At 58.2% G+C, this 7,657-nt stretch carries 6 protein-coding genes; all 6 read right to left on the bottom strand.

Translation table 11 applies throughout. From position 1 onward, the window contains the following. Positions 1-266: 266 nt before the first annotated feature. The 6 genes from EOA79_RS04055 to EOA79_RS04030 all read right to left on the bottom strand — a co-directional run bounded on the left by EOA79_RS04055 (position 267) and on the right by EOA79_RS04030 (position 6,888). Positions 267-1,499 carry a MalY/PatB family protein gene (locus EOA79_RS04055; protein ID WP_127334763.1) on the bottom strand — a complete coding sequence of 411 codons (1,233 nt, stop codon included), beginning with the start codon at positions 1,497-1,499 and terminating at the stop codon, positions 267-269. 54 nt (positions 1,500-1,553) lie between these two features. Beyond that, on the bottom strand, positions 1,554-2,321 hold the full coding sequence (locus tag EOA79_RS04050) for an amino acid ABC transporter ATP-binding protein (RefSeq protein WP_127334762.1): 768 nt from the start codon (positions 2,319-2,321) through the stop codon (positions 1,554-1,556). 24 nt (positions 2,322-2,345) lie between these two features. Then, the gene (locus EOA79_RS04045) at positions 2,346-3,488 is read right to left on the bottom strand and encodes an amino acid ABC transporter permease (RefSeq protein ID WP_206522072.1); all 1,143 of its coding nucleotides are present in this window, start codon (positions 3,486-3,488) and stop codon (positions 2,346-2,348) included. Continuing rightward, complete coding sequence (locus EOA79_RS04040) at positions 3,488-4,675, bottom strand: amino acid ABC transporter permease (protein WP_127334761.1); 1,188 nt, start codon at positions 4,673-4,675, stop codon at positions 3,488-3,490. Before EOA79_RS04040 ends, EOA79_RS04045 begins: the two co-directional genes overlap by 1 nt. A gap of 69 nt (positions 4,676-4,744) precedes the next feature. Continuing rightward, positions 4,745-5,758 (bottom strand): amino acid ABC transporter substrate-binding protein, encoded by a 1,014-nt coding sequence (locus EOA79_RS04035; protein WP_206522071.1) that lies wholly within the window; start codon positions 5,756-5,758, stop codon positions 4,745-4,747. A gap of 164 nt (positions 5,759-5,922) precedes the next feature. Beyond that, the gene (locus EOA79_RS04030; RefSeq protein WP_127334760.1) at positions 5,923-6,888 is read right to left on the bottom strand and encodes a LysR family transcriptional regulator; all 966 of its coding nucleotides are present in this window, start codon (positions 6,886-6,888) and stop codon (positions 5,923-5,925) included. Between the last annotated feature and the right edge of the window lie 769 nt (positions 6,889-7,657).

The following is a 7,657-nucleotide window of genomic DNA, read 5'->3' as shown; positions in this document are numbered from 1 at the left end:
CGTTTCCCTCGTATTCTCTCGTATGGTCTGGCGAACCGAAAGACGATGGACGAGAATAGTTACTGGCTTCGAGATATCGACGATGGAGCCCTAAGTAGCCAGCCACTTCCTCCTGGTGAATGACCGAAATGGGGCCGTTTCCAGATTGTCCGCTTCTGGCGTCAGAAGTCGGTAAATGACAGTAACCTGAGATGATCTGGAGGGGGTGCGCCAGGACGCTTCACTAGAAAGCGGGCTTTGGCCGATTCCGGATTGAGGCCCGCTTGTCACGACGACATCAGCGCGTTTGCCATGCGCTCCAGTGCTCGCTGCAATAGAGGACGCGGACAGCCGACATTGAGGCGAATGAACCCTTCGCCGCCGGGCCCGTATACGCGGCCATCGTACAAATTGACGCCGGCGCGATTAACAAAGAACTTCTGAACTCCTTCGACCCGGCGATCGAGGGCGCGCGCATCCAGCCACACAAGAAACGAGGCATCGGGCCTCATCGGCGCTATGCCTGGGAGATGTTCGCGCGCGAATTCGTAGACCAGCTCGATGTTGCCGCCGATGTAGCGCGTCAGTTGGTCGAGCCACGGCGCACCGGTACTGTAGGCGACTTCCAGGGCTAGGCGGCCGAAAAAGTTCGCATTCACCATGAATGAGGCCTGCATCGCGGCAAGGAGCTCGCCGCGGCGCTTTTTGTTCGCCACCGAAATGGTCGCCGAGGGAATGCCAGCCAGGTTGAAGGTCTTCGTTGGCGCCGTGCAGATGAACGACTTCTCCGCGGCATCCTCCGAAATGGAGGAGAAGACGATATGGGGCCGATCGGACAATCTTATGTCGCAGTGAATGTCGTCGGAAATGACCAAGACCCCATAGCGCTCGCAGATAGCGTTGAGCGCCGTCAGTTCATCGAGCCGCCACGCCTTTCCCGCAGGATTGTGGGGATTGCAAAGCAGGAATGCCTTGGCGCCGCTTGCCGCCAGCGTCTCGAAATGGTCGAGGTCGAGTTCGTATTTATTGTCCTCAAGCTTCAGGCGGTTCGTCAGCAGAACCCGTCCGTTTCCCTGGATCACTTCGAAATAGGGCGAATACACGGGCGCCTGCACGATGACACCATCGCCCGGCTTCGTGAAGGTTCGCAACACCGTCGCCACCGATGGCATGATCGCCGGCGCGGGAAGCAGCGATTCCAGTTCCGGCGACCAGTTGTGGCGTCGTGCAAACCACGATTGCACGATTTCGTAGTGGCGCGGATCGCGACGGGTGTAGCCGTAGATGCCATGGTCTGCCGCTTCGCGCAGCCGCGTGACCACAGTCTCCGGAGCACGGAAATCCATATCCGCCGTCCAAAGTGAGAGCAGGCCTTGGCCCTCGACTCGCGGGGAGAACTCATCCCATTGATTGGCCCACTTGACCGATCCGAACTGCTGGCGGTCGTGGATTTGGTCGAAATCCACTCCCGCAAGGCTTGCAGCCGCGATCGACGGATTGGATGTGTCCGCACATGTCATCTGTGATCTCGCAAAAACTGTTGCCGCGCCTTTGCCGCTTTGCCCGCAGCGTCGCTATTTGAGGATCTGCGCCAGAAACCGGCGTGCTCGCTGCGATCGGGAATTGGTGAAGAACTCGTGAGGTGTGTTCGCCTCAACGATCTCCCCGCTGTCCATGAACACTACTCGATCGGCCACCTCGCGCGCGAAACCCATCTCGTGTGTGACGCACAGCATGGTCATGCCCTCGCCGGCGAGCGACACCATCGTACCAAGGACCTCCTTCACCATCTCCGGATCGAGGGCGGAGGTCGGCTCGTCGAAGAGCATGACTTTTGGGTTCATGCAGAGGGCACGGGCAATCGCAGCGCGTTGCTGCTGGCCACCCGACAACTGGCCCGGATAGCTGGTCGCCTTCTCCGCGATCCTGACGCGATTGAGATAATGGCGCGCCACTTCTTCTGCCGCCATCCGCGGCATGTTCCTCACCCACACTGGCGCAAGCATGCAATTCTCGAGCACCGTCAGATGGGGAAACAGATTGAAGTGCTGGAACACCATACCCACGTTGCTGCGGACTTCGTCGATCCTGCGAAGATCCTGCGCCACTGGCTTGCCGTTGACGATGATCTCGCCCGATTGATGCTCCTCGAGATGGTTTATGCATCGGATCATGGTCGATTTGCCCGACCCGGATGGACCACAGATCACTACGCGCTGGCCGCGAGGTACCGAAAGGTTGATGTTCTTGAGCGCATGAAACGAGCCGAACCATTTGTTGACGTCGCGCAGCTCGACGGCGACTACGGACTCGCCGGGTGCTTCCCTTCTCGGAGTGTACATTGCTTGAGGCATCGTCCTTCGTTCCTAGGATTTGTGGCCGCGCGCCAGCTGGCGCTCCATCGACTGCGAGTAACGGGACATGCCGAAGCAGAAGCCCCAATAGACAAGCCCCGCAAAAAGGTACCCGGTTGACGAGATCGTCGGGCCTGCCCAGCTCGGATCGACCCTCGCCGTTTCGACGGCCTTCAGGAAGTCTGCGATGCCGACGATGGCAACCAGTGTCGTGTCTTTGAACAGGCCGATGAATGTCGAGACGATGCTCGGTATGACGATCGTCAACGCCTGGGGCAGGACGATCAACCGCATCATGTCGAAATAGTTGATCCCCAGCGCCTTCGCCGCTTCGTATTGGCCCTTTGGGATTGCCTGAAGGCCCGCCCGCACGACCTCGGCCATATAGGCGGACGAGAACAACGCTATTGCGATGAGGGGGCGCAGGAGACGATCTGGCGTCAAGTAATCCGGTACGAAAAGCGGCATCATGAAGTTCGCCATGAACAACACCGTGATAAACGGTACGCCCCGAACGACTTCGATGAATGTGAGGCAAACCGCTTTGATAATGGGGAGGTCCGACCTGCGTCCGAGCGCCAGGAGGATCCCGATCGGAAGCGAGAAGACGATGCCCACGATCGACATGAGCAGCGTGATCAAGAGCCCGCCCCAGAGCGTGGTATCAATCACGGGCAAATGGAGCAGAGCGACGCCACGCAAGAGAACGAAGGCGGCAACGGGGTAGAGAACGAAGAACAGCATTGCCGCCAATTTGCGCCGCGGAGCCTTCGTCCACAGGAGCCAAGCGATCAGAATGGCCCCGACCGCCTGAGTGAGATCAACGCGCCAGCGCTCGGAAACGGGGTATGCGCCGTATCGCAGATAATCGAATTTCTCCGCGATGAAGGGCCAGCAGGCTCCTTCGGGGTTCGCACGGCAGGCTTCTCGGCCGCCGCTCCAGACCGCATTGAGGATGGCGAAGCTCAGGAACTGATGCAGCAGCCACACCGCCAGGAGCACGAAACTAATTGTCAGCGCAGCCGAGAAGGGCGTTGAGAACAGATTCCTTTTGACCCAGGTCACCGGACCCGGCCGGACATCTGCAGGCGGCGCCATCGCCGGCATCAGCGCTATGTTGACGATTGGAGGATGCAAGGATTGATCGGTCATCATCACCTCTCGACGATCGCAAAATGCCGGTTGAAGGCGTTCATGGCCAACGAGGTGACGATGGAGATGGCGAGATAGACCGCCAGGGTGATCGCCATCACTTGGACGGCCGCTCCCGTCTGGTTGAGCACCGTTCCCGCGAAGATTTGAACGAGGTCGGGATAGCCAATGAAAACGGCGAGCGAGGAGTTCTTGGTCAGGTTGAGATACTGACTCGTCAGAGGCGGAACAATGATGCGCAGCGCCTGTGGAACAACGACCAGGCGAAGCGTCTTGCCCGGTGAGAGCCCCAGCGCGTAGGCAGCCTCGGTTTGGCCCTTCGGCACCGCCTGGATGCCACCCCGGACGATCTCGGCGATGTAGGATCCGGTGTAGACCGACAGACCGATCAGGAGAGCGGCGAACTCCGGATAGAGCTGGTGTCCGCCTTGAAAATTGAACCCGTGCAGTCGCGGCCTTATGAACGATACCGGTTCGCCGGCCACCAGGAACATGACCAGGGGAAACCCTATCAGGGCCGCGAGGCTAACCAAGAGCACTGGCAGTTGCCTGCCTGTTCGTCTCTGGACGCGCCTGGCGTAGAACCAGAAGACGATGCAGCAGAAAACGGCCGCCGCGGAGGACAGAGCCACCAGCCCCGCTCCCGGATGCAACTGGACCTCCGGGATTATGAGGCCGCGATTGTTGAGGTAGATGCCGCCGGGAATTTCGATCGACGACTTCGGCGCGGGGAGCGGTTTGAGGACGGCGTTATACCAGAAAAGCAACTGCAGCAGTAACGGGATGTTGCGTATTATCTCGACGTAGGAGGTCGCGGCTTTCGCTACGATCCAGTTCTGCGACAGGCGGGCAATTCCGACGACGAAGCCGAGCAACGTTGCCAACAGGATCGCGAGCAAGCTGACGAAGAGCGTATTGACCACGCCCACCCAGAACGCCTGTCCGTAGGTAGAGAGCGCGTCATAGGGTATCAGGGCCTGATTGATGTCGAAGCCGGCAGACTCATTCCAGAAGGCGAATGAGAGCGGGATTCCCCTTGCCCGCATGTTCGACACAGTCTGGACGCCGACGCCGAGGGCGAAGGCCACCAGGCTGACGGCGAGCAAGGCCTGGTAGAAAATGCCTCGCACCTTCTTATTGTGCAAAGAGAGGCTTCTGCGCGGCTGCACGGAAAGGGTCAAATCGGACATGGCCGGACCTGTCGGGTGAGCACAACGGCGCTGGCGATCATGCGCCAGCGCCCGGCAATGACGTCATGTCTAGCGGATCGGCGGAGCGTACTGAATGCCGCCCTTGTTCCAGAGCGCGTTGAGGCCACGCTCCATTTTCAAAGGTGAGTCCTTGCCAACATTCCGATCAAAGACTTCACCGTAGTTGCCCACCTGCTTGATCACCTCGACCGGCCAATTGTCGCCGAGCCCGATGTCCTTGCCTATGCTGCCTTCCACGCCGAGCAAACGACGGATGTTCGGATTGTCTGACGACTTCATTGCATCGACATTTTTCGAGGTGACCCCAAATTCTTCAGCGGCCACCATGACATAAAGCGTCCACTTCGCCACGTTGAACCACTGGTCGTCACCCTGCCGTACAGCCGGGCCAAGCGGCTCCTTGGAGATCAACTCGGGAAGCACGATGCTGTCATCCGGCTTGGCCATGCGAAGCCGCGACGCATTCAAGGTGGAGGTGTCCGCGGACAGGACATCGCAACGCCCCTCCTCATAAGCCTTCACGACAGCTTCCTCATCGGCGAACCCGACCGTGGTGTACTTCATCGATTGCGAACGGAAATAGTCGGCAAGGTTCAATTCGGTTGTCGTGCCCTGGGTTACGCAAATCGATGCGCCATCCAGCCGCTCGGCTGATGTGATGTTGTCCGCCTTGCGGACCATGAATCCCTGGCCGTCATAGAAATACGTGCCAGCGAAAAGAATGCCGAGGGACATATCGCGGGAGGAGGTCCAGGTTGCGTTATGCGCGAGAATGTCGATCTCTCCCGACTGCAAGGCGGTGAAGCGATCTTTTGGCGTCAATGGGATGAACTTCACCTTTTGCGCATCGCCCAGCACGGCGGCGGCCACGGCACGACAATAGTCGACGACAAATCCAGTCCACTTGCCTTCATTGTCCGGAAGGCTGAAGCCCGCGGTGGCCGAGTTTGTGCCGCAGGTGAGCACTCCATTCTTCTTGACGTTATCGAGGGTTGCGGACCACGCCGACGAGGCGGTGCACGCCATGGCTACGGCAATCAAACCCTTAAGCATCGATCTCATTTTCGGTGTTCCCCTGTTTTTGTTGGGTCCAATCTGCACGTAAGGACAATTATTCGTCAAATTGATTGTCCTCATTGTCAAAATGAGCCAATTTCATAACCGGGTTGCACAAGGGGGATTGGCTGCGAGGTAGGCGTCGTGAAAGGGGACTGTGGGCCGAGGCACTACTGTTTCGATCGACCCGCTGCTCCGATGTCGACGATTGAACTTCGGCGCCTAGCCTGGGACTTTTTGTAGATGCCCACGATCACCTCCCGGAGCCACCTAGTCCCCGGGTCGTTCGCCATCTGACGGTGAACAATGAGCCACGCATTGACATCCGAAATAGGAAGCGGTGGTGGGATCAGGCTCACCTCGCTTCGCTCATCCAGCATCTGCAGAATGGCATCCCCACAATGGGTAATCAGTTCAGTGCCGCGCAGCGCCCAAGGAAGCACCAGATAATTCGAGATGGTAGCAACGACGTTGCGCCGCAGACCGTGCTGCTTCATTGCGGCATCCGCCAGCCCTTCTGCTTGGCCATCCGCGGAAATCTGCAGGTGGGAATTGGCCAAATATGCTTCCAGCGTCATGCCGGTCCTGGCGATCTTGCTTCCACTCCACACGGCGCAAAACAGCCGATCCTGCCCGAGTTCCACCTTCAAGAGACTTGGATCGTCGCGTATTGCCGCTCCCGTCAGCGCACAGTCAACCTGTCTCAAATAGACAGATGAGCCGATGTCGGGTCCGTTTGCGGGAATGACGTTCAGTGTCGCGTTAGGAGCTTGCCTCGAAAACTCTCGAATGAGCCCCGGAATAAATATCATGGCATGATAGTCGGTAAGTCCAACGCGAAAGTTGCGTCGGGTTGTTGCCGGTTTGAACACCTGATGCCGATCGATGGAGGCACGGATGGTTGCCAGGGCGGCAGAAATGTCTGACAGCAACTCCACTGCCCGAGGCGTTGGCCGCATCTCGCCCCCATCTCTGGTGAACAATTCATCCTGCAATAGAGACCGAAGTTTTGCTAAGGAGTGGCTTACAGCTGATTGTGTTCTGCCCAATTCGGTAGCAGCGCGCGTCACGCTTCTTTCACGCATCATCACATCGAAAACGCGCAACAAGTTGAGGTCCATGTCGACAAAGTTCATAGCGGTACCTCGTCCGTAGAGACCGCGGCTCTGCACCACGCGTCCACCAAGTGGGGTATCAACGGTGACAGATGCCGTTTGGACAGTGAAGATAGCTCCGCCCGATGATCGACGTCACTGGACCAGCGACGATCGAAATCAATTATCACACCAGGGGATAGTTGAGGTGGCTGTTGAGCAAAGAGCACCGCCGGGCGAGCTGCGATCTGGAAATAGGTCTGCTTTCAGGCGTTGCACAAGCGGGTATGAACGACAGATGTTGGGCGCAAAGCAGCCATCCACCCCGCCAAAGAAATGGGCGAGTGGCCGGATCGGCTTCTTGAATCTATTTCGGCGAACTGCCTCGTAACCTATTGGTGCATAACGATAATGGTGGGCCCGGAGGGTCGTCGTTTTCGACAGGAAATCAATATGTTAGCGGGTGGTTCGCCTACCCTTTTCCCTCGTATTCTCTCGTATGGTCTGGCGAACCGAAAGACGATGGACGAGAATAGTTACTGGCTTCGAGATATCGACGATGGAGCCCTAAGTAGCCAGCCACTTCCTCCTGGTGAATGACCGAAATGGGGCCGTTTGCAGACAGTCCGCTTCTCGGCGATCGAAGATCGAATGGCTGCCATTGAAGCCCGACGGGGTTGTAGCCTCGACCTCTCCCTTACCAAGGGAGTGCTCTACCACTGAGCTACCGCAGCAACGGGCGTCTGAATAACCGCAGACGCCTTGAATTGCAAGGCGTAGCGGCCCCCTTTCACACCCTGCGCCGTTTTGG

It is taken from the genome of Mesorhizobium sp. M1A.F.Ca.IN.020.03.2.1 (assembly GCF_004023205.1).
GTDB lineage: Bacteria > Pseudomonadota > Alphaproteobacteria > Rhizobiales > Rhizobiaceae > Mesorhizobium.
This window is presented reverse-complemented; position numbering and strand designations above follow the sequence as displayed.

Bases quoted from the DNA above. Each gene is read 5' to 3' on its own strand.
- EOA79_RS04055 (WP_127334763.1), bottom strand. From the start codon at position 1,499: ATGACATGTGCGGACACATCCAATCCGTCGATCGCGGCTGCAAGCCTT.
- EOA79_RS04050 (WP_127334762.1), bottom strand. From the start codon at position 2,321: ATGTACACTCCGAGAAGGGAAGCACCCGGCGAGTCCGTAGTCGCCGTC.
- EOA79_RS04045 (WP_206522072.1), bottom strand. From the start codon at position 3,488: ATGATGACCGATCAATCCTTGCATCCTCCAATCGTCAACATAGCGCTG.
- EOA79_RS04040 (WP_127334761.1), bottom strand. From the start codon at position 4,675: ATGTCCGATTTGACCCTTTCCGTGCAGCCGCGCAGAAGCCTCTCTTTG.
- EOA79_RS04035 (WP_206522071.1), bottom strand. From the start codon at position 5,758: ATGAGATCGATGCTTAAGGGTTTGATTGCCGTAGCCATGGCGTGCACC.
- EOA79_RS04030 (WP_127334760.1), bottom strand. From the start codon at position 6,888: ATGAACTTTGTCGACATGGACCTCAACTTGTTGCGCGTTTTCGATGTG.